22 protein-coding genes are annotated in these 17,644 nt (G+C 70.0%); 8 read left to right on the top strand and 14 right to left on the bottom strand.

Annotated features, from left to right (window positions below; genetic code table 11):
* Nucleotides 1-28: 28 nt before the first annotated feature.
* From ACGFI1_RS30840 to ACGFI1_RS30855, 4 genes are all read right to left on the bottom strand, one after another.
* On the bottom strand, nucleotides 29-757 hold the full coding sequence (locus tag ACGFI1_RS30840) for an ABC transporter ATP-binding protein (RefSeq protein WP_392790413.1): 729 nt from the start codon (nucleotides 755-757) through the stop codon (nucleotides 29-31).
* An 85-nt stretch (nucleotides 758-842) separates the two neighbouring features.
* The gene (locus tag ACGFI1_RS30845; protein WP_392790415.1) at nucleotides 843-1,628 is read right to left on the bottom strand and encodes an ABC transporter ATP-binding protein; all 786 of its coding nucleotides are present in this window, start codon (nucleotides 1,626-1,628) and stop codon (nucleotides 843-845) included.
* Nucleotides 1,625-2,638 (bottom strand): branched-chain amino acid ABC transporter permease, encoded by a 1,014-nt coding sequence (locus tag ACGFI1_RS30850; RefSeq protein ID WP_364544240.1) that lies wholly within the window; start codon nucleotides 2,636-2,638, stop codon nucleotides 1,625-1,627. The genes ACGFI1_RS30845 and ACGFI1_RS30850 overlap by 4 nt, the downstream gene beginning before the upstream one ends.
* On the bottom strand, nucleotides 2,635-3,507 hold the full coding sequence (locus ACGFI1_RS30855; protein WP_138635857.1) for a branched-chain amino acid ABC transporter permease: 873 nt from the start codon (nucleotides 3,505-3,507) through the stop codon (nucleotides 2,635-2,637). Before ACGFI1_RS30855 ends, ACGFI1_RS30850 begins: the two co-directional genes overlap by 4 nt.
* A 97-nt stretch (nucleotides 3,508-3,604) precedes the next feature.
* Between ACGFI1_RS30855 and ACGFI1_RS30860 the strand changes: the two genes are divergently transcribed.
* A complete protein-coding gene (locus tag ACGFI1_RS30860) occupies nucleotides 3,605-5,200 on the top strand; it encodes a class I adenylate-forming enzyme family protein (protein ID WP_392790419.1) in 1,596 nt (531 codons plus the stop codon).
* 7 nt (nucleotides 5,201-5,207) lie between these two features.
* Here ACGFI1_RS30860 and ACGFI1_RS30865 read toward each other — a convergent pair whose 3' ends face one another.
* Together ACGFI1_RS30865 and ACGFI1_RS30870 are read right to left on the bottom strand one after the other, a co-directional pair.
* On the bottom strand, nucleotides 5,208-5,408 hold the full coding sequence (locus tag ACGFI1_RS30865) for a hypothetical protein (protein WP_392790421.1): 201 nt from the start codon (nucleotides 5,406-5,408) through the stop codon (nucleotides 5,208-5,210).
* Nucleotides 5,409-5,415: 7 nt separating this feature from the next.
* Complete coding sequence (locus tag ACGFI1_RS30870; protein WP_392790424.1) at nucleotides 5,416-5,811, bottom strand: ATP-binding protein; 396 nt, start codon at nucleotides 5,809-5,811, stop codon at nucleotides 5,416-5,418.
* 157 nt (nucleotides 5,812-5,968) lie between these two features.
* On the opposite strand from ACGFI1_RS30870, the gene ACGFI1_RS30875 reads away from it, so the two are divergent.
* From ACGFI1_RS30875 to ACGFI1_RS30890, 4 genes are all read left to right on the top strand, one after another.
* The gene (locus tag ACGFI1_RS30875; RefSeq protein WP_392790426.1) at nucleotides 5,969-6,784 is read left to right on the top strand and encodes a helix-turn-helix domain-containing protein; all 816 of its coding nucleotides are present in this window, start codon (nucleotides 5,969-5,971) and stop codon (nucleotides 6,782-6,784) included.
* The gene (locus tag ACGFI1_RS30880; RefSeq protein WP_138635852.1) at nucleotides 6,772-6,954 is read left to right on the top strand and encodes a DUF397 domain-containing protein; all 183 of its coding nucleotides are present in this window, start codon (nucleotides 6,772-6,774) and stop codon (nucleotides 6,952-6,954) included. Before ACGFI1_RS30875 ends, ACGFI1_RS30880 begins: the two co-directional genes overlap by 13 nt.
* A 25-nt stretch (nucleotides 6,955-6,979) precedes the next feature.
* Complete coding sequence (locus ACGFI1_RS30885) at nucleotides 6,980-7,162, top strand: DUF397 domain-containing protein (RefSeq protein ID WP_392790428.1); 183 nt, start codon at nucleotides 6,980-6,982, stop codon at nucleotides 7,160-7,162.
* Nucleotides 7,163-7,238: 76 nt separating this feature from the next.
* The gene (locus ACGFI1_RS30890) at nucleotides 7,239-8,018 is read left to right on the top strand and encodes a protein kinase (protein WP_392790430.1); all 780 of its coding nucleotides are present in this window, start codon (nucleotides 7,239-7,241) and stop codon (nucleotides 8,016-8,018) included.
* A gap of 38 nt (nucleotides 8,019-8,056) precedes the next feature.
* Here ACGFI1_RS30890 and ACGFI1_RS30895 read toward each other — a convergent pair whose 3' ends face one another.
* The 4 genes from ACGFI1_RS30895 to ACGFI1_RS30910 form a co-directional block, all read right to left on the bottom strand.
* Nucleotides 8,057-9,205, bottom strand: a complete 1,149-nt coding sequence (locus tag ACGFI1_RS30895; protein WP_392790432.1) for a methyltransferase domain-containing protein — start codon at nucleotides 9,203-9,205, stop codon at nucleotides 8,057-8,059.
* A gap of 211 nt (nucleotides 9,206-9,416) precedes the next feature.
* Entirely contained in the window at nucleotides 9,417-10,271 is an 855-nt protein-coding gene (locus ACGFI1_RS30900) for a helix-turn-helix domain-containing protein (protein ID WP_392790434.1), read from the bottom strand.
* Between the two features lie 19 nt (nucleotides 10,272-10,290).
* Nucleotides 10,291-10,815, bottom strand: a complete 525-nt coding sequence (locus tag ACGFI1_RS30905) for a DUF6879 family protein (RefSeq protein ID WP_364544265.1) — start codon at nucleotides 10,813-10,815, stop codon at nucleotides 10,291-10,293.
* Nucleotides 10,790-11,041: a hypothetical protein gene (locus tag ACGFI1_RS30910; RefSeq protein ID WP_392790437.1), complete on the bottom strand. Its 252-nt coding sequence runs from the start codon at nucleotides 11,039-11,041 to the stop codon at nucleotides 10,790-10,792. Before ACGFI1_RS30910 ends, ACGFI1_RS30905 begins: the two co-directional genes overlap by 26 nt.
* 275 nt (nucleotides 11,042-11,316) lie before the next feature.
* On the opposite strand from ACGFI1_RS30910, the gene ACGFI1_RS30915 reads away from it, so the two are divergent.
* Nucleotides 11,317-11,724 (top strand): RidA family protein, encoded by a 408-nt coding sequence (locus tag ACGFI1_RS30915; protein WP_392790440.1) that lies wholly within the window; start codon nucleotides 11,317-11,319, stop codon nucleotides 11,722-11,724.
* Nucleotides 11,725-11,812: 88 nt separating this feature from the next.
* Here ACGFI1_RS30915 and ACGFI1_RS30920 read toward each other — a convergent pair whose 3' ends face one another.
* Together ACGFI1_RS30920 and ACGFI1_RS30925 are read right to left on the bottom strand one after the other, a co-directional pair.
* A complete protein-coding gene (locus ACGFI1_RS30920) occupies nucleotides 11,813-13,036 on the bottom strand; it encodes a hypothetical protein (RefSeq protein ID WP_392790442.1) in 1,224 nt (407 codons plus the stop codon).
* Between the two features lie 163 nt (nucleotides 13,037-13,199).
* Nucleotides 13,200-14,093: an AraC family transcriptional regulator gene (locus ACGFI1_RS30925; RefSeq protein WP_392790444.1), complete on the bottom strand. Its 894-nt coding sequence runs from the start codon at nucleotides 14,091-14,093 to the stop codon at nucleotides 13,200-13,202.
* Between the two features lie 73 nt (nucleotides 14,094-14,166).
* Between ACGFI1_RS30925 and ACGFI1_RS30930 the strand changes: the two genes are divergently transcribed.
* Nucleotides 14,167-15,186 carry a saccharopine dehydrogenase NADP-binding domain-containing protein gene (locus ACGFI1_RS30930; protein ID WP_392790446.1) on the top strand — a complete coding sequence of 340 codons (1,020 nt, stop codon included), beginning with the start codon at nucleotides 14,167-14,169 and terminating at the stop codon, nucleotides 15,184-15,186.
* On the opposite strand, the gene ACGFI1_RS30935 is transcribed toward ACGFI1_RS30930, so the two are convergent.
* Entirely contained in the window at nucleotides 15,179-15,598 is a 420-nt protein-coding gene (locus ACGFI1_RS30935) for an acyl-CoA thioesterase (RefSeq protein WP_392790448.1), read from the bottom strand. The two genes, ACGFI1_RS30930 and ACGFI1_RS30935, sit on opposite strands and share 8 nt — an antisense overlap.
* Nucleotides 15,599-15,671: 73 nt before the next feature.
* Between ACGFI1_RS30935 and ACGFI1_RS30940 the strand changes: the two genes are divergently transcribed.
* A complete protein-coding gene (locus tag ACGFI1_RS30940; RefSeq protein ID WP_138635844.1) occupies nucleotides 15,672-16,409 on the top strand; it encodes a FadR/GntR family transcriptional regulator in 738 nt (245 codons plus the stop codon).
* Nucleotides 16,410-16,427: 18 nt separating this feature from the next.
* Here the strand turns inward: ACGFI1_RS30940 and ACGFI1_RS30945 are convergent, their stop codons facing one another.
* Entirely contained in the window at nucleotides 16,428-17,639 is a 1,212-nt protein-coding gene (locus ACGFI1_RS30945) for a cytochrome P450 (RefSeq protein ID WP_392790450.1), read from the bottom strand.
* Nucleotides 17,640-17,644 lie beyond the last annotated feature (5 nt).

Consider the following 17,644-nt stretch of genomic DNA (forward strand, 5'->3'; position numbering starts at 1 on the left):
CGTCTCATCGGATCTCGTCATGCGCGTCTCATCTTCCACCCGGCGGCGACGCCGCGCGCGAGTCCGCGTGCAGCACCGCCTCCGCCTGCCCGGCCGTGACGCCCATGGCGCGCTGGTAGGCGGCGTCCAGCTCCCGGCCGCCCTCCACGGGCCCCGTCACCTGGCCGCGCAGCAGCACGTAGCCGCGGTCGAGCCGGTCGCGGATCGCGCCGATGGACGGCTCGACGACCACGACCACGGTGCCCTCCTCGGCGAGCCGCCGGGCGGTGTCCATCAGCTCCGCCACGATCAGCGGGGCGAGGCCGGTGGACATCTCGTCCAGCAGCAGCGCCTTCGGCGAGCCCATCAGGGCGCGGGACACCGCGAGCATCTGCTGCTCGCCGCCGCTCAGCACCCCGGCGAGCGCGCGGGCGCGCTCCCGCAGCACCGGGAACCGGTCGAGCGCCGTCTCGACCTCGGCGCCCTTCAACCCCAGCGTGTCGGCCATGACCTGGAGGTTCTCCCGGACCGTCAGGCGCGGGAAGATCTGCCGCCCCTGCGGGACGATCGCGAGCCCGCGGCCGGCGCGGCGGGCGGCGCTCAGCCCGCTGATGTCCTCCCCGTCCAGCGTCACCCGGCCGGTCGCCGCGACGGACCCGTACGCGGCGAGGAGCAGGCTCGACTTGCCCGCGCCGTTCGGCCCGACCAGGCCGGTGACGGCGCCGCCGGTGAAGGTGAGGGACGCGTCCGCGACGGCGACGGACTCCCCGTACCGCACCGAAACACCCTGCAAGGTCAGCTCATGAAGCTCATGTTCTCCTGTGGGGGGACGACCCCCCACACCCCCCGGATCGCTTCGCTTGTTAGTGGGCAACGGTCTCACCACCGGTTCCGAAGTAGACGTCCTGCATTTCAGGGCTCGCCAGGCACTCGGCCGGGTCGCCGTCGAACACCACCGTGCCGGAGCGCAGCAGCATGATCCGGTCGACCAGGGACGCGACGATGTCCACGTTGTGGTCGACGAGGATGATCCCGCAGCCCGCCGCGCGCACCTTCCGGACCGCCGCCGAGATCGCCGCGATGCCGTTGGCGTCGGCGCCCGCGAACGGCTCGTCCAGCAGCAGCACCGACGGGTCCTGCGCGAGCGCCCGCGCGACCTCGACGAGCCGCTGCTCGCCGAGCGTGAGGTCGCCGCAGCGGCGGCTCAGGTCGCCGAGTTCGAGGGACTCGGCGACATGCCGCAGCGTCCCCTCGAACCGGGCCCCGGCCGGCCGGACCGCGCCCGCGGCGAGCCCCGCGATGAGCCCGCCGACCCCGGCGAGCCTGCGCGCGGCGGCGCCGAGCAGGATGTTCTCCCGGACGGTCAGGTCGTGCGCGAGGTGCGGGTGCTGGAACGTCCGCGCGAGCCCGGCGCGGGCCCGCCGCGACGGCGGCCCGCTGAGCTTGCGGCCCCGGATCGTGAGCGTGCCCCGGTCGGCGGGCTGGGCGCCGTCGAGCAGGTCCACCAGCGTCGTCTTCCCGGCGCCGTTCGGCCCGATCAGGCCGAGCACCTCGCCGCCGGACAGCCGCAGGTCGACGCCGTCGACCGCGTGGACCCCGCCGAAGCTCTTCCCGAGCCCGCGGCCTTCGAGGAGAAAGGTGCCGGTCATCGTGTCCCTCCCGTACGCGTGAGCAGGCCGCGCAGCAGCCGGGCGCCCTGCCCGGCATAGCCCAGGATGCCGCGCGGCGCGATCAGCAGGACCGCCAGCACCGCCACCCCGAAGATCAGCGACCCGGCGCGCTCGAAGATCTGCAGGTTGAACGTCAGCTCCACGACCAGGACCGCGCCCAGCACCGCGCCCCACGCCGACCCCTGCCCGCCGAGCAGCGGCATGAAGATCGCCAGCATGACCAGGTGCAGGGTGAAGGTGTCCGGCCCGATCGTCTGGTTGGCGGTGGTGAACAGCCCGCCGCCGACGGACGCGATCGCCGCGCCCGCGCCGAGCACGGTCAGCCGCAGCGCCGGGACGCCGATCCCGGCCGCCTCGACCGCCGCCGGGACGTCCCGCGAGCTCTGCAGCGCGACGCCGAACGGGGACCGGCGGATCCGGTCGACGGCGACCGCCGTGATCCACACGACCAGCAGGGTGAGGGCGATGAACGTCCGCCGGTCCAGCTCCGTCCCGAAGAAGGTGAGGGGGCGGATGGAGCCGATGCCGAGCGCGCCGCCGGTGAGGTCTTTCGCGTCCAGCAGGAAGCTCTGGAACGCCATGCCGAACAGCAGCGTCACGGCCGCGAGGTAGAAGCCGGACAGCCGCCGCGTCGCGAACCCGAGCGCGACCGCGAGCACGGCGGACGCGATGGCGCCGAGCAGGTACGCGACGGGCAGCGGCCAGCCGGTCTTCGTCGCGACGAGCCCGACCGCGTACCCGCCGATCGCGACGTAGGCGCTGTAGGCCAGCGACAGCGCGCCCGCCAGATTGAACGGCAGGTACATGCCGAGCGCCAGCAGCGCGTACGTCGCGCCGAGCAGCGCGAGGTCCTGCCGGAACAGGTCGCCGCCCGCCCAGGCGATGACGCCGAGCGTCAGCACCAGCGTGCCGAGGATGCGCGCCGTCTCCGCCGACCGGACCCACCCGAGCGACCCGGCCGCCCCCTTCTGCACCGATACCGCACTCATACGCGAACCTTCCGAACGAACAGCCCATTGGGCCGCAGGGCGAAGAACAGGATGGCCACCGCGAGAACCGCGTAGTCGAGCGAGGCGCTGCCCAGGTAGTAGGGGACGAACGTCTGGGCGAGCGCCAGCAGGAGCCCGCCGGCCAGCGGCGCCCACACCGAGCCCGTCCCGCCGATGACGAGGGCGAGGAACCCCGACAGCGCCCACCCGAAGCCGGACTGGAAGCTCACCCCCGCCTTCGCGGAGAACAGCTGCCCGGCGAGCCCGACGACGAGGCCGGCGAGCGCGAACGCGACCAGCCGCACCCGTCCGACCGGCATCCCGAGGGTGCGCGCCGCCTCCCGGTTGCTGCCGACGGCGCGCAGGATGCGGCCGTACTTGGACTTGCGCGTCCACACCCACACGCCGGTGAACGAGACGAGCGTGCAGGCGACGAGGACGAGCGTCTGCCCGTCCACGGTGACGAAGCCGAGGTCGAGGTCGAAGCCCGGCAGCCACGACCGGCCCGGCATGAGCTGGCGCCCGAACAGCGTGCCCGCGAGCTGCTCGACCGCGAACAGCACCGCGACCACGGCGATGAGGGACGGCAGTTCGCCGCCGCCGGTGCGCGCGTCGATCGGCCGCACCAGCGCGATCTCGGTGACGACCGCGAGCACGGCGGCGATCGCGATGCCGAGCACGGCCGCGAAGCCGAGCGGCCAGCCCTGCTTCGCCATCAGCCAGGACGCCGTGAGGCCGGAGAACATCGCGAACGGCCCGAGCGCGAAGTTGAAGAAGTCGGCTCCTTCGAGGACCAGGTAGTAGCCGAGGGCCACCAGTCCGAAGAAGCACCCGATCTGGACGACGGAGACCCACAGTTGCGCAGACATCCCGCTCCTTCTGAGCTGCTTCTGTGGGATCTTATGTTTAAAAGAAAGCTATGACAATGATAACTTCGGGGCAGCTTGGGAGACCGGGGAGGCAGCTGTGACCAGTCCGTTCGACGCGGCGACCGCCGAGGAGTACCGGGCGGCCGGATGGTGGGGCACGACGACCGTCGCCGACCACGTCCGCCGCCACGCGGCCGAGCGCCCCGCCGCCACCGCCTACACGACGCCGGGCGAAACCCTCACGTGGGCCGAGTACGAGCGGAACTCGACGACCCTCGCCCGCCACTTGGCCTCCCTCGGCCTACCGCCCGGCGACCGCGTCGCCGTCCTCCTCCCCGACGGCCCGGCCTGGCACGTCGCCGCCGTGGCGGCGGAGAAGGCCGGCCTCGTCCTGGTCGGCGTGGGCGCCCGAGCGGGCCGCCGCGAGCTGCGCCACCTCCTGGAACGCACCGGCTCCCGCGCCCTCATAACCCTCGCGACCCACCGCAACGAACCAGCCTCCGCCCTGGTAGAGGCCCTACGCGCGGACGACCTCCCCCTCGACCGGCACATCGTCATCGACCGCCTGGGCGTCCCCGCCGCCCCGCGCCCCGGCGACATCACCGGCCGCGCCCTGGGCCCGGACGACCTGTCCATCCTGAACTCGACGTCCGGCACGACGGGCCTGCCGAAATGCGTGACCCACACGCAGAACCGCTGGTTCTACTTCCACGAACTGGCCCGCCGCGCCGGAGACCTGAACCCGTCCGACGTCTTCATGGGCGCCGTCCCGTCCCCGTTCGGCTTCGGCCTCTGGACGGCGCACTTCTCCCCCGCCGCGCTGGGCGTCCCGACCGTCCTCATGGAGAAGTTCGACGCGCACACCGCGCTCGACCTGATCGAACGGCACCGAGTGACCGTCCTGCACTGCGTGAGCACGCAGTTCATCATGCTGCTCAACGCCCAGGCCGAACGCGAACGCGACCTGTCGTCCCTGCGCTGCATGTTCACCGGCGGCGAGGCCGTCCCCTACGACCGGGCGGCCCGGTTCGAGGAGACGACGGGCGCGAAGGTCCTGCAGTTCTACGGCTCGAACGAAACGGGCGCCCTCAGCCACACGAGCCTGACCGACACCCGCGAACACCGCCTCCGCACCGCCGGCCGCGTCATCCCCGAAATGCGGGTGCGCCTCTTCGACCCGTCCGACGGCTCCGACATCACCGGCTCGGGCCGCCCAGGCCAACCGGCCTGCAAGGGCCCGGCGACCTGCCCCGGCTACTACGACGACCCCGAGGCGAACAAGGCGCTCTACACCCCCGACGGCTGGATGCTCATGGCCGACATAGTCGAGATCGACGACGACGGCTACCTCCGCGTGGTGGGCCGCCTCAGCGACCTGATCATCCGAGGCGGCAAGAACATCAGCGCAGCCGCCGTAGAAGAAGAGGTGGGCACCCACCCCTCAGTAGCCCTGGCCGCCGCCGTGGCGATGCCGGACGAAGTCTTCGGCGAACGAGTCTGCGTCTACGCCGAACTGCACCCGGGCACAAAGCTCACCCTGGAAGACCTGACCGCCCACCTCACCGACCGAGGCGTCTCCCGCGAATGGCACCCGGAACACCTCATCGTCCTGGACGCCCTCCCCCGCTCCTCCGGCGGCAAGGTGGCCAAGGGCGCCCTACGCGAAGACATCCGCACCCGCCTCACCCCCTGACCAGCGCTCATCCGCACTCGGTCAGCACCAGAACGGCACGCCGAACAGCATCGGGATCAGCCCGGCCAAGCGCGTCCAGCAGCCCGTCCAGCTCAGTCGCCGAGACAAGGGAGCGTCCGACGGCCCGCCAGATCCCGTGCCCGTCCCGCCCGATCGTCCACTCCGGGAAGAGGTGCTGAACCAGCAGCAGCATCACGCGCTCGTCCATCGCCCGCTCAGCGAAGCTTGGCCCACGTGACCTTGCCACCCTCGTCGAGCGGCCGGACACCCCAGTCGTGGACGAGTTCGGCCACCAGCAGCAGCCCCCGTCCGGAGGAGGCGGCGTAGTTCTCCGGCTGGATCTCCGGCCGCCCTTCCCCGTCGTCCCGCACCTCCACGACGGGACGGCCGTCACGCCCGTCCCGGAACACCCGAACGACGATCTGCCCCTTCCCGTGCAGGTAGCTGTTGGTGACCAACTCGCACACCACGAGCCGGCCCACGTAGTCGTCCGCGATCCCCCACTCGGCGAACCGCTCCCCCAGCCACCTCCGCGCGAGGCCGGGAGCTTCGCTGTCTGGATCGAGGACGAGCGTGGACGGAGCCTCTGGGGCGAGCGCTGTTGTTGCCATGGCTGTGACCTAACGTCTCCGGGATTGAAACGGCCACCATTCAGCCACCAGGCAGGCGCGGAGCGTAACAAAGCGCAGGTGGAGCAAGACAAGTCTGCACCCGCGAGTTCACCCGACTTGCTAGCCGGTTGAGTCCCGGTTGAGGGACGATGACGCTATGACACCGCGCCGTTACAGGGCCAAGGTAAGTCCGGCCCTCCTCCCGTTCGGTCGCCGGCTCCGCCGATTCCGCGAGGCAAAGGGCTGGAGTCAGGAGAGCCTCGCCCGCAGGGCTCGGGACGGCGAAGGCGTCACCCCGCAGTACATCGGAGCGATCGAGACCGGTCGGACCCGCTGCACCCGTGAGTTCGCCGAAGCCATGGACAAAGTCTTCGAGGCGGACGGCGAGCTGGTCGCCCTGTGGGATGACTTGGTGAAAGACTCGGCCTTCCCAGTGTGGTTCGACTGGGTGAGCCTCGAAGAGGCGGCCGTGGAGCTGGTCTCCTACAGCCTCGGCCTGGTCCATGGCCTGCTGCAGATTCCGGAGTACGCCAACGTCCTGCTGTACGGCGACGAAGAGGCCGTAGAGGCCCGGATGAGGCGGCAAGACATCCTTTCCCGGGTGGAACCGGCCCCGCCCGGTTGCTCGTTCCTCATAGACGAAGCCGTCCTTCAGCGTGAGGTCGGCAACCCGCAGATCATGTACGACCAACTGAACCACCTGGTCGAGATGTCCAGCTCAAACCTGTCCATCCAGGTCGTCCCCATGCGGGGTGATCACCTCGGTAGCATCGGCTCGTTCACGATCGCGACGCTTGAGGACCTTCGGGAAGTCGCCTATGTCGAATGCTTCGCTCGCGGCTTCACCATGGAGGACAGCGAGGACGTGGGAGCAATGCGCCGGGCGCTTCGAGAGATCCGCTCGTTGGCGCTCCCCACGGGCATGTCGAGAGACCTGATTCGCAGAACGGCGGAAGAACGATGGAAGACCTGAACGCCCAGTGGCGCAAGTCCAGCCACAGCGGAGGCAACGGAGGCGAGTGCATCGAGGTCGCCAACCTCACGGGGACGATCGGCATCCGCGACAGCAAGAACCCCGACGGCCCGAAACTCCTGGTCGCCCGCGCCGAGTTCGTTGCGCTTCTCGCAACCTTGAAGCACTGACATCCCGGTCATCAGGAGGCAAGACGTGGAAGCGAGCAGGCCCGTCTGGCGGAAGTCCACTCGCTCGACTTCTACCGGAGGCGAGTGCGTAGAACTGGCGGCTCTCCCGGAGGGCGTGGGCGTCCGCGACTCCAAGGACCCTGACGGCCCGAAGCTGGTCATGCGGCGTGCCGAGTTCGCTGCCCTCCTGACATCCCTGAAGCGTTAGCCCGATCGTGTAGGGAGCCCCGGCCTCTTCGAGTCCGGGGCTTCTGTGCGGCCCGAAGGCATGACAGGGGATCCCGTTGAGTGACCTTCCCGCGCCGGATGGACTCGCCGAGGTGCTGCACCCGCACACCGGTGCCCTGGTCGGCGTCGAGCGGACCGAGCGCGGCTTCTCCTCGGACCTCACCGCCCTGGTGACCGGAGAGAAAGGCGAATGGTTCGTCAAGGCGGTCCGCAACCGCCCCGGCGGCCGACGCGAGTCCCTGGTCCGGGAAGGTCTCATCAACCCGCACGTCCACCCGATCTCCCCGGCCGTGCAATGGCAGTCCGAGAGCCCCGAATGGCTGGCGCTCGGGTTCGAGGCCGTTGACGGCCGCCACGCCGACTTCGCGCCCGGCTCGTCTGACCTTCCAGCCGTCGTGGACGTCCTCACCCGCATCGGCGCTCTGCCGCTGCCCGACATCGCAGCCGACTGGCACGAGACCCGCTGGGACCGGTACACCGATCGGCCCGACCTGTTCCAGGGCGACGCCCTGCTCTACACCGACATCCATCCCTCGAACATCCTCATTGGACACCGGGTATGGGCGGTCGACTGGGCGTGGCCTACACGCGGCGCCGCCTTCATCGACCCGGCGCTTCTGGTGCTCCAGCTCGTCGCGTCCGGACACAGCCCGGAACAGGCTGAGGGATGGGTGTCGGGCTGCCCTGCATGGAAGGGGGGCGACCCGGCGGCGATCGACGCTTTCGCCGACGCCAACGCGTCCATGTACACCACGCTCGCCGACCGGCGTCCGGCCGCCACATGGCTCGTCGCGATGGCCGCAGCCGCCCGCACGTGGTCCGCCTACCGCCGGTAGCCGATCTGCCCGCAGTGGTTGGGGGCGTGCGCTTGGGCCTACCGGTCGATTCGGTGTTCTTCGGTGTCGAGCCAGACGTACTGGTCGGCGGGGGTGACGGTCAGGCCCCAGCGGTCGGCGGTGGGTCGGTCGAGGGCGTCCCACCAGTGGTAGGCGTCTTCTACCTCCTGCCACAGGTCGCGGTCGCCGAACTGCCGGACTGGGAACTCCGCCGCACCCGGCTCGACGTCCGCGCGGGCCCATGAACCCGACCACGGATCGACCAGCCACACCGTGTACGCGCCGCCGTCGTGGTGGGTGACGATCAGTTTGCAGTGCGGCACCTTCAGTCCGATCGCCAGCGACGCGTGATACTCGCCCAGCACGGAGTAGGGGTGCGTGTGCGTGGACGACCTGCGGGCCTCGACCGCCTCGTCCACGTCCCGGTCCAGTGAGGCGCGCTTGCCGCGCTGGGCTCGCAGGCGCATGAACGCCACGTTCCCGACGATCCGGCCTCGCATGGTGGCATCCGGTGACACCACGAAGGACACCAGCGCGCCGTTGTGGAAGTCAGTGGTCCATGGCACCAGGACCCGACCGCCCGGACGTGTCTGCTCCGCCCAAGCGTGCGGCACCCGGTCGGCCGACGCCGTTGCGATGACCCGGTCGAACGGCCCCGACGCCGGGTGGCCCAGTGCGCCGTCGCCGACCGCGACCGTGAGTTCGTGACCCGCGGCCCGCAGGGCACGGCGGGCACGCTCGGCCACCGCCGCGTCCACCTCCACCGATGTGACCCGGTCGGCTCCGATCCGTTCGGCCAGGAGCGCGGCATTCCACCCCGTGCCCGTGCCGATCTCCAGCACGTTCATTCCCGGTTCGACCTCCAGGGCCGCGAGCATCCGCGCGACGACGTCGGGGCGGCTGGCCGAACTGGTGATCTCGCGGCCGACCCGCCCCGGCAAGGACGGGACGCCGTCGTCAACCTGCGTGATCACTGCCTCGTTGGCGTAGCACAGCTTCAGCCACGCGGCCTCGTCGTCCGCCCGGTCCACCGGCACCAGAAGGTCGCCGTCCTCGACCCACACCGTGTCAGGGACGAACCGGTGCCTGGCGACCGCTTCGAACGGTCCGCGCCACTCCGGAACCAGGTCGCCGGCCTCGGTGAGTACGCCGATCAGCCGGGCGGAGAACTCCGCCGCGTCGGCCACCTACTTGCCCCCCTTCTCGTGCCTGCCTCCGCCTTTCGGGTCGCCCCTCTCCGCAGGGGGGATCGGCTTCTCCCACTGGCCGTCCTTGTCTTTCTTGTCCTCGTGCGAGCCCATTCGAACTTCCCGCTTCTCAACGCGTTGCGCGTTGACAACTACGCTAAGTCAGCGGACTCCATGAACTGCATGGGTGTGGCAATGTGTGGCACGGCCGTCAGACCAGCGCATCGCGCACTCTAGTGATCAACTCACGGGCGGCCGCGCCCGTGACGGCCGACCCGGTGAGCTCCATGAAGGCGGCAGCGTACTGGGCGATCTCGGTGGGACGGGTGATCGTCAGCCGCCCGGTCACGGTCTCGACCGAGACGCGCTCCCAGTCGAACATCCAAAAGCCCTCGACCGGCCAGAATTCTCGATCGGCGGCCGCCGGAATCACCCCCAGCGACACGCTCGGCAGTTTCGTCACCTGGAGAAGGTGTGCGAGCTGGTCGGCCAGCACCTCTGCTCCACCCAACCGAACCCACAATGCCGATTCCTCCATGAGGAAGGCGAACCGGTGATCGCCTTCGCTCAGCACCCGCTGCCGCGCGATGCGCGCGGCCACGGCGTCATCGAGATCGGCGGTCGGCGTCCCCCGGAATGTGCCGATCTTGCTGAGCACCGCCCGGACGTACCCGGAGGTCTGCAACAGTCCCGGGACGATGCCGGGCTCGTAGATCCGGAAGAGTCGCGTCCGTTCGTACAACGGCATGCGGGACTCCTGCAGGCGCCGAAGTCCCGACCGCTGCAAACGCCTCCACTCGACGAACGCGCCCTCGACGGCCCGCAGCGTCGCGATGAGGTCGGACGCTTGGTCGTCAGCCCCGCACACCTCGCACCAGATGCGGATGTCCTGCGTGTTGGGGGCACGGGCGGCATGCTCGATCTTGCTGACCTTCGTGCGGTCCCAGCCGGCGGCAGCCGCAAGGGCGCGACCGGTCAGACCCGCGTCGAGTCGAATCTCTCGCAGGCGATCGGCCAGTGCCTGCCGGGCGTCGTGCGCGCTGGACGAGGGTGACGTGGTGGACACGGCGGAAATCTATGGCGTGTCAGCCTGGCCGATAGTCCGCATGGTCGATACCGCGCTCCCATACAGCTTCGAACGCCGACGAGCAGAGTTCGACCACGGCCGGGGCCTTGGTGGTCTCCTTCGGCTGCGGCCGCCCGTCGCCGTCGAAGTGGTTCCACAGGACCAACTCCGCATCGAACAACCAGAAGTCGGTGCCCGGCAGGCAGAGGTCGACCGCCTGCCGCCGGGGCAGCCAGCGGACCTGCTCACCCGCGTACACGTTGGTGAACGTGCCGTCGTACTCGAACCGGATGTACTCGCTCACCGGTTCGGAAACGATGCGCGCCCGGCGGAGCCGAACACCGCGCGCGGTCACCTCCTGGACGAGAGTGAGCCACGGTCTCCACCAGGACGCAGGGTCGCCAGGGTCATCCCGGTATCCCGCCTTCCATGCCTTGAACTCCTCGTCCTCCCGGTCCACCGCATAGACGTCGCGCATCTCAAGGTGGACGGCGCTGACCCGGGCGGAAGCCAGAAGGTCAGCAGGCGTGGGGGTCGCGCTCATTCACCAACTCCCTGAGCAGTGGTAGAAGACGGCCCGGGATCCGGACCACGTCCTCGTCCGGCGGAATGCGGTCCCGACCGGAGGTCTCCAGGAGCTCCGCCACCACCGCAGGGGCGCCTTCCCTCCATCCCTGCACCACCACGCTGCCGTCATCGTCGTCGTACCAAAGTGAAGGCGAGTCGCCGTCCTTGCTGTCCGGATCTTTGCCGAGGAAACGCAGCGCCATTCCGCACTCCCTGGTCGCGGGTGCCCCAACACGGCACGGGATACCACGTTCATCCTCGGCAGTGGGCTTGAGCAAGCACCTGGCAATGCCGTCTTGGCTTGCCAGACGCGGAGAGCCACATCACCGTCACGTCATCGCAGAAGGAGGCCACCGCCGAGGTGACTGCTTGGCACGCATCCCGTCGCAGACGGCGAGCGGGGCCAAAAAGCAGGTGAGGGCGTTGCCTCTTCACTGAGACGATCGCGGGACCGTTGATCATCTCTAGAGGAGTCCTCATGGCCCGTGCCGTCACCTTGATCCGTTCCGCGTCGCTCTCGGACGTCGCCGAGTACGCGTACGCGGCCACCGCGCCGGCCGACGCGCGGCTCATCTTCCTCGCGGGGTCGTGCCCGCTCAACGCGGACGGCTCCACGGCCGCGATTGGCGACTACGCGGGGCAGGCGGCCAAGTGCATCGACAATCTCCGGACCGCCCTTGCGGACGCCGGTGCCTCACTGCAGGACGTCATCAGCACGCGCGTCCTCGTCGCGTCCACCCGCCAGGAGGACCTGGTGACGGCCTGGCAGGTCGTCCGCGACGCGTTCGGTGACCACGACGTGCCCAGCACCCTGATGGGCGTGACCGTCCTCGGCTATCACGACCAGCTGGTGGAGATCGAGGCCGTTGCGGCGGTCGTCGACTGACGCAGGACATGCTCGGCGGCAGGCGCCCTTGCCGTGTTCGGCCTTCGGATCTCCTGGACTAGCAGGAGGTCCGAAGGCCGGTGAGCGGTCAGGACGGGGGATCCAAGAACAGGGTGGTCTCCCAGAAATTGCCGTCCGGAAGTCGCGCTGTGAGGGTGGAGTACGCGAAGTCGCTCACCACCGACGTCGTTCCTTGGACGGTGACCGAGGACTGGCCCGCCGGGATGGTCACCTCAGCGGGGAGTTGGACGACCGGGTCGCTGCTCTCGAGCTGGATGGTGATCGGCACGCTCGTGGCAGTCCCGAGGCGGACTGTGCCCACGAAAGGCTCCCCGCCCGTGATGGTCATCAGCTCGGTATCGAACCCGACGAGACCGGGATGCACGCGGACAGTGTGACTCCGCGTTCCAACTCCTTCGATATTCGCCGTGATGGTCACGTCGCCGTCGATATTGGACGGCATCGAGACCTCGACCCGAGACGCTCCGGTGTAGCCCTCCGGGTACTGCCGAGGACTGGGCGGGTACCGGAGCTTCGGATTGTCGGAACTGAAGGTGACCGTGATCCCACCGTGCGGCACGGGGTTCGGCAGGTCCAGGGTCATGTTGTAGTAGGACCCGCCGTACGTCTCGGCCGGACCGGTGAAGCTCCAGTCGCCGGGATCGTAGTTCCACGCGAGCAGTTTGATGGTGGTACTGAGAGTCTGGCCGGCGAGCTTGGCGGTCACGGTGACGTCCGCATCCGCAGGAATGCGCGTGCTCGTCACGCGCGGAACGCCCATGCCGAGGGCACCGCTGGGAATCGTGATGCTGGCCGGAAGCTTCAGAGCCGGGTTGTCGCTCTCCAACGAGACGACCGTCCCGCCCTCGGGCGCCGTTCCCTTGATACCGACGGACATATAGATCATGTCGCCGCTGAAGAACGTCGAACGGCCGCCGAAGTCGACGGACCTCAGTCCGGGTTGGAGGGTGACCGGTTGCGTCAACGTCTGGCCGCGCAGCTTCGCCGTCAGTGCGACGGGGAGGTAACGGTCGATGTAGTCCGGCTGGTGCGTCCGGATCGGGAAGGCCGCCTCGGTCGCTCCCGCCGGCACCACGACCGTTTCCGGCACGCTCACCCAGGACGTGTCCGCGGATGTCAGCGACACGACGAGCGGAACCGGCGACGGGCAGTTCACCTTCAGGACGCCCTGTGCCTCTCCCCCCGAAGGGATTTTCTCGCTCGGCAGATCCAGTGCTTTGAGCCACGGACCGCAAGCGGTGGGCGACACTTCGGCGACGGCCGGTGACGCCAGCCCCGAGAATGCGAGCATGACGGCCGCCAACGCGACAAGTACCGCCCTCCATCTTCCTAAACGATTCACGATCCCCGCCCTCTCCGAAACAGTGCATGAAAGGTTTCCGAACCAAGATCGTAAGCCGGAGGGCGCCGTGGAGTTGTCACATCTTGGTAGCGATGGATTTACCACCGTTTGTTCAGCGGTGGTGGGTGCGGTAGCGGCCTGGGGGTGTGCCGAACTCTCGTTTGAAGGCGTTGGCGAAGGCGTACTCCGAGGCGTATCCGACGCGTTTTGCGATCGCGGCCAGGGGGACGTCTTCGCGGGTCAGGATGCGCGCTGCCGTTGTCAGGCGCCACCAGGTGAGGTAACCGAGTGGGGGGCGTCCGACCAGGGTCGTGAAACGGCGTGCGAATGCGGCTCTGGACAGGCCCGCGGTTTTGCCCAGTTCCTCGACCGTCCAGGGCCTCGCGATGTCGTCGTGCATGGCGCGCAGCGCCGCGCTGACGCCGGGGTCGCCGAGGGCGCCGGCCCATCCGGTGCCCGGCTGGTCCTCGTACCAGGCACGCAGGATGAAGAGCAGCAGCGTGTCGAGCAGGGCCGGGACGGCGGCGTCTGTGCCGGGGCCGGGACGTTCCAGCTCGGCGGCGAGCAGGTCGATCGCGGCCCGGAGGTGTGGATGCCGGCCGGTCCCGGCGGGGAGATGGATGATCTCGGGGAGGTCGTCCAAGAGCGGGTGTGAGCGCGCCCGGTCTGTGCGGTAGGCCCCGCAGAGTGTGACTGCGTCCGCGTCCTCGTCGTCGTGGGCGGTCACCTCGTTCAGGGCGATCCGCTCGTAGGACTGCAGCGGCCTGGACGGGTCGTCGGTCAGGCCGTGGGGGCTGCCCTGGGGCAGGAACACCACGTCGCCGGGGCTGACCGGCACCGGCTCGCCGGTCGGCGGCATCAGCCAGCCCGTCCCGGCGAGCATCACATGGAACCCGGCGGCGGGCGAGGCGTGGAACCAGCCGCCCCAGGGCGCCCGCTTGGCGGACCGGGCCGAATGCGGCCGCCCCGTCCGGACGGAGGCGATCACGTCACTGAGCACGTCCATCTGAGACGCTCACGTATCTAAGGGAGATTGTGGATTATTCACAGTCTCATACCGGGCCCCTAGCTTCGGACCCATGAAGAAGATCGCAATCTACGGCGCGTACGGCTACCAGGGGCGGCTCGTCCTCGACGAGCTGGAGCGGCGCGATGCCGAGGTCGTCCTGGTCGGGCGTAACGCCGAGCGGCTCGCCGCCGTCGGCGCGGGCCGTGAGACCCGTACCGCCGGGATCGACCATGACGAGCTCGTCGCCGCCTTCCGGGGCGTGGACGCGGTCGTCAACTGCGCGGGGCCGTTCACTCCGGCGGGGACGACCGTCGTCCGCGCCGCCATCGCCGCCGGGTGCCACTACGTCGACACCTCGGGCGAGCAGCTCCACATCAAGAGCGTCTATGACGGTTGTTCGGAGGACGCGCGGCGCGCGGGAGTGATCATCACGCCTGCGATGACCGACGGCGGCGTTCCCGGAGACCTCCTCGCCCGCCTCCTGGCCGATCAGCTCGGCGGCGGGCCGCTGGACGAGGTCCTGACCGGGCACTCCGCGGTCGGCGGCGGAGGGATGTCCCGTGGTTCGATGCGGTCGCTCCTCGGGACGGCGGACGTCGTCAAGTCCGGCGGTCTCGCCTACGAGGGCGGCGACTGGCGCGCTGATGCCCCGCCCCGGCTCGCCGAACTGGAGTTCCCCGGCCAGGGCGCCGTGGCGATGTCCAGGTTCGCGCTGCCGGAGATCGCCAGCATCCCCCGGCACGTCCGGGTCGAGAACGTCCAGGGGTTCGTCGAAGCCGATCTGGCCGCGCGGTTCTCCGGCGCGACCGTGCCCGAGGAGGCCGTCAACGCGTTCCCGGAGGGCCCGGACGCCGTCGCCCGGCAGGCGCAGCGGTGGACGGTCGTCGTGGTGGCCACGACCCCGGACGGCCGCCGCGCCACAGGGATCGCCCAGGGCTTCGACACGGACGGCACGACCGCGGCGATCGCCGCCGAGGGCACGCTCAGGCTCGACGGTCCCGCCGGGGTCAGGGCGCCTGCCGAGGTGCTTTCGGCGGCTTCGTTCCTGGACGCCCTCGCCACCCACGGAGTCACCTGGAGGATCACATAGCGGCTTCGAGGAGATCGCGCATGGGAGGTGGCACCGGGACGGCCTTCTCCGGGACGTCCGGGTCCACGCAGACGAGGGTGAGGGTGGCCGTGCTGGCTCGCGTGCCGTCCTCGCAGATGAAGTCGCCGCGCATCGTGAACGACGTGCGGCCCACGCGGGACGCGTAGAGGCGGCATTCGACCTGGTCGAAGAGGGTGATGGTGCGCTCGTACTCGGCGGACGCGGCGCGGGTGACGACGGCGACGCCGAGGCGGGACGGGAGTTCGTCGAAGCGGAGGCCCCGCAGGAACCACCACTCGGTGTGGGTGCGTTCCATCCAGCGCTGGTAGTTGGCGTAGTAGACGATCCCGGCGGGATCGCAGTCGCCGTACGACAGGCGGAACGTCACCCGGTGCAGCGGTTCGTCCGGCACAGTTGCTCCCTTTGCAGATGCTAAGATTTAGATGTTAAGGGCCGTTCGGCCCATCTCACTCATCACCGGGGGAATGGTGAACGGAACGCGCCCGGCGCGCATCCGGCAGCCCCGGCTCGCCGACATGGTCGCCTCCGTCCTGCGCGAGCGCATCGTCAGCGGCGAGCTGGCGGACGGCGAGATCATCGGCCCGCAGGACGACCTGCTCGCCGAGTTCGGGGTCAGCAAGCCGTCCATGCGGGAGGCGCTCCGGATCCTGGAGTCCGAGGGCCTCATCACCGTGCTGCGCGGCAACAAGGGCGGCGCGGTCGTGCACGTGCCGCGGACGGAGACGGCCGCGCAGGCCATCGACCTCGTGCTGCGGTCCCGGCAGTCGGCGCCAGATGACATCGCGGTCGCGCTGGTGCGGCTCGAACCGGTGTGCGCGGGGCTGTGCGCCGAGCGTCCCGACCGGGCGACCAGCGTGATCCCGGCGCTGGAGGCGGCGCAGCGGGACGTCGAGGCCAACCTGGACGACCTGATCGGGTTCGTGCGGGCGGCGCGGGAGTTCCACGCGCAGCTCGTGTTCGGGTGCGGGAACGCCGCGATGGCGGTCGCGGTGGGCGCGCTCGAACGGCTCTGGACCACCGCCGAGCAGGAGTGGGCGGGCGCCGCCGCCGGGCGCGGCGAGTTCCCCGGGCTCGACCAGCGCTCCGACGGGGTGCGGGCGCACCACCGGCTGATCAAGCTGATCGCGGACGGTGACGCCGCGGGCGCCGAGCGCGCCGCGCGGCGTCACCTGACCGCGGCCCAGTGCCACGTCCTGAACTAGTCACAGCGCCTGAACTGGTCACACAGACCAGGCGAGCGGCAGCGAAGACGGCCCCCACATCATGAACGAGTCGACGCGGGTCGGCTCGCCGTCCAGGCGTAGGGCGGGCAAGCGCTCGCCTAGGAGACGCAGAGAGATGCGCGCTTCCAGGCGGGCGAGTGCCGCGCCGGGGCAGAAGTACTGGCCCACGCCGAAGGAGAGGTGCCGTCGGCGCAGGTCGTTCAGGTCACGGTCTAGGCGGAACGTGTCGGGGTCTTCCCACGCGTCAGGGTCTCTGTTGGCGGACGCGTAGAGGCCCTGCACCTTGGAGTTCTCCGGGATCTCCACGCCATGCAAGACGACCGGTCGTGTATTGGTGCGGTACAGGCCGAGGACGGGTGGGTCGTAGCGGAGGCTCTCCTCCACGGCCGCGTCCACCAGGTCGGGATTCGCTCGGACGTCCTCCCAGAGGCCGAGGTCTAGAAGGCGCCACACCGCGTTCGCTATGAGTGACGTTGTCGTCTCGTTGCCTCCTACTAGGAGCAGCAGGATGAGCGGCAGCAACTCCTCGTCGGTGAACGGGCGGCCGTCGTTCTCGGCGGTGAGGAGGGCGGTGAGCAGGTCGTCCGGCAGCGCCTCGGGCCCGCCGGCGGCCAGGGTCTCGCGGCGCTCCGCCAGGATCCCGCCGAAGTAGGCGTCGATCTTGGCTCGGGCGGCGCCCTGGACGGCCGGGTCGGCGGCGTTCTGCCCGGCCATGAACTGGTCCGACCACGCCTTGAAGTCGGCCCGGTCGGCGGACGGCACACCCAGGATCTTCGCGATCACCAGGACGGGCAGCGGCACCGCGAACGCCTCGCACAGGTCGGCGCGGCCGTCCGCGGCGAAGCCGTCGACCAGGCCGGCGGCGGTCGCGGTGATCCAGTCCTCCAGCGCGGCGGTGCGGCGGGCCGTGAACGCCGAGGTCACCAGCTTCCGGTAGACGGTGTGCTCCGGCGGGTCGGACTTCAGCCCGCCCTCCCGCACGTAGATCGGGCCCTGGCCCCACTCCGACGACCAGAGGCCCCAGTCGTCGAAGAACGCGGCGACGTCGGCGTGCCGCGACAGCGTGTAGAAGCCGCCGTCGCCGAACCCGGCGTGGTGGTGCACCGGGCACTTCTCCCGCAGCGCGCGGTGTGCGGGGGCCGGGGCCTCCAGCACCTCCGGGGAGAACGGGTCGTACTCCCCGGAGGCACCGGTGCCCGACGAGCGCATGACTG

The organism is Actinomadura geliboluensis (assembly GCF_043197915.1).
GTDB lineage: Bacteria > Actinomycetota > Actinomycetes > Streptosporangiales > Streptosporangiaceae > Spirillospora > Spirillospora geliboluensis.

Bases quoted from the DNA above. Each gene is read 5' to 3' on its own strand.
- ACGFI1_RS30845 (WP_392790415.1), bottom strand. From the start codon at position 1,628: ATGACCGGCACCTTTCTCCTCGAAGGCCGCGGGCTCGGGAAGAGCTTC.
- ACGFI1_RS30850 (WP_364544240.1), bottom strand. From the start codon at position 2,638: ATGAGTGCGGTATCGGTGCAGAAGGGGGCGGCCGGGTCGCTCGGGTGG.
- ACGFI1_RS30855 (WP_138635857.1), bottom strand. From the start codon at position 3,507: ATGTCTGCGCAACTGTGGGTCTCCGTCGTCCAGATCGGGTGCTTCTTC.
- ACGFI1_RS30865 (WP_392790421.1), bottom strand. From the start codon at position 5,408: ATGGACGAGCGCGTGATGCTGCTGCTGGTTCAGCACCTCTTCCCGGAG.
- ACGFI1_RS30870 (WP_392790424.1), bottom strand. From the start codon at position 5,811: ATGGCAACAACAGCGCTCGCCCCAGAGGCTCCGTCCACGCTCGTCCTC.
- ACGFI1_RS30875 (WP_392790426.1), top strand. From the start codon at position 5,969: ATGACACCGCGCCGTTACAGGGCCAAGGTAAGTCCGGCCCTCCTCCCG.
- ACGFI1_RS30880 (WP_138635852.1), top strand. From the start codon at position 6,772: ATGGAAGACCTGAACGCCCAGTGGCGCAAGTCCAGCCACAGCGGAGGC.
- ACGFI1_RS30905 (WP_364544265.1), bottom strand. From the start codon at position 10,815: ATGAGCGCGACCCCCACGCCTGCTGACCTTCTGGCTTCCGCCCGGGTC.
- ACGFI1_RS30910 (WP_392790437.1), bottom strand. From the start codon at position 11,041: ATGGCGCTGCGTTTCCTCGGCAAAGATCCGGACAGCAAGGACGGCGAC.
- ACGFI1_RS30915 (WP_392790440.1), top strand. From the start codon at position 11,317: ATGGCCCGTGCCGTCACCTTGATCCGTTCCGCGTCGCTCTCGGACGTC.
- ACGFI1_RS30920 (WP_392790442.1), bottom strand. From the start codon at position 13,036: ATGCTCGCATTCTCGGGGCTGGCGTCACCGGCCGTCGCCGAAGTGTCG.
- ACGFI1_RS30925 (WP_392790444.1), bottom strand. From the start codon at position 14,093: ATGGACGTGCTCAGTGACGTGATCGCCTCCGTCCGGACGGGGCGGCCG.
- ACGFI1_RS30930 (WP_392790446.1), top strand. From the start codon at position 14,167: ATGAAGAAGATCGCAATCTACGGCGCGTACGGCTACCAGGGGCGGCTC.
- ACGFI1_RS30940 (WP_138635844.1), top strand. From the start codon at position 15,672: ATGGTGAACGGAACGCGCCCGGCGCGCATCCGGCAGCCCCGGCTCGCC.
- ACGFI1_RS30945 (WP_392790450.1), bottom strand. From the start codon at position 17,639: ATGCGCTCGTCGGGCACCGGTGCCTCCGGGGAGTACGACCCGTTCTCC.